Annotated in this window: 1 pseudogene; it reads left to right on the top strand. The window is 68.7% G+C overall.

Features of this window, described 5'->3' with window-relative positions:
* Positions 1-329 (top strand): annotated as a pseudogene (locus tag AB4Z43_RS33560) (DNA polymerase I); the annotation flags it as partial.

The following is a 329-nucleotide window of genomic DNA, read 5'->3' as shown; positions in this document are numbered from 1 at the left end:
GTTCAAGAGCGTGGCGGGCGTCGGCAAGAGCCAGAAAAGCTTCAAGCACGTCGAGCTGAAGCCGGCGACCTGCTACGCCGCCGAGGACGCGGACGTGACCCTGCGCCTCTACAAGCTGCTGAAACCGCGTCTGGCGGCCGAGCGCCTGACCACCGTCTATGAGACGCTGGAGCGCGGCATGCCGCCGGTCCTGGCCGACATGGAGCTGAACGGGGTGCGGGTCGATCCCGACCGTCTGCGCTCCCTGTCCTCGACCTTCGGCCAGCGCATGGCCGAGCTGGAGGAGCAGGCGCACAAGCTGGCCGGCCGCCCCTTCAACATCGGCAGCC

The organism is Mesorhizobium sp. 2RAF45, from assembly GCF_052115225.1.
GTDB classification, from domain to species: domain Bacteria; phylum Pseudomonadota; class Alphaproteobacteria; order Rhizobiales; family Rhizobiaceae; genus Mesorhizobium; species Mesorhizobium jarvisii.
The sequence above is the reverse complement of the archived record's forward strand: the minus strand, read 5'-3'. Positions and strand labels throughout refer to the sequence as shown.